Origin of the sequence: Liquorilactobacillus sicerae, from assembly GCF_029916425.1 — a bacterium.
In the GTDB taxonomy this organism is placed as follows: Bacteria; Bacillota; Bacilli; order Lactobacillales; family Lactobacillaceae; genus Liquorilactobacillus; species Liquorilactobacillus sicerae.
Map to the genome: position 1 here is coordinate 1 of NZ_JAHAVQ010000162.1, position 490 is coordinate 490.

Annotated in this window: 1 protein-coding gene; it reads left to right on the forward strand. The window is 33.9% G+C overall.

The features are described 5' to 3' along the window. Positions 1-490, forward strand: a 490-nt coding sequence (locus tag KH893_RS11790; protein ID WP_345803742.1) for a sensor histidine kinase, incomplete at both ends; no start/stop codon positions are given.

Genomic DNA, 490 nt, shown 5'->3' on the forward strand with positions numbered 1-490 from the left:
TTCACATGATTAACGATTTGCTTGAATTGTCGAGTATGGATCAAGGCAGAACCAAAATGGAAACCGAAGCTGTCAATTTCACCAAGTTTATAAATTATGTTATTGATCGTTTTGACGTTATGTTCAAACAGGGATATTCAATGCATTCCAATAATCACTACAAAATTATTAGGAATTATGATCAAGAGAGAGCCTGTTATGTTGAAATTGATTCTGATAAATTTATGCAGGTTGTTGATAATGTTATTAACAATGCAATCAATTATTCTCCTGATGGAGGTAATATCGAGATTGGTATTGACGAAACTGCTGATTCGATAATTTTAAGCATTAAAGATCACGGATTAGGAATTCCAAATAAAGATTTGGAAAATGTTTTCACCCGCTTTTATCGTGTTGATAAATCGCGAGCTAGAAAACAAGGTGGAACTGGTCTTGGATTGGCAATTTCAATAGTAGTCGTTGAAGCTTTGCACGGAAAAATTCGTGT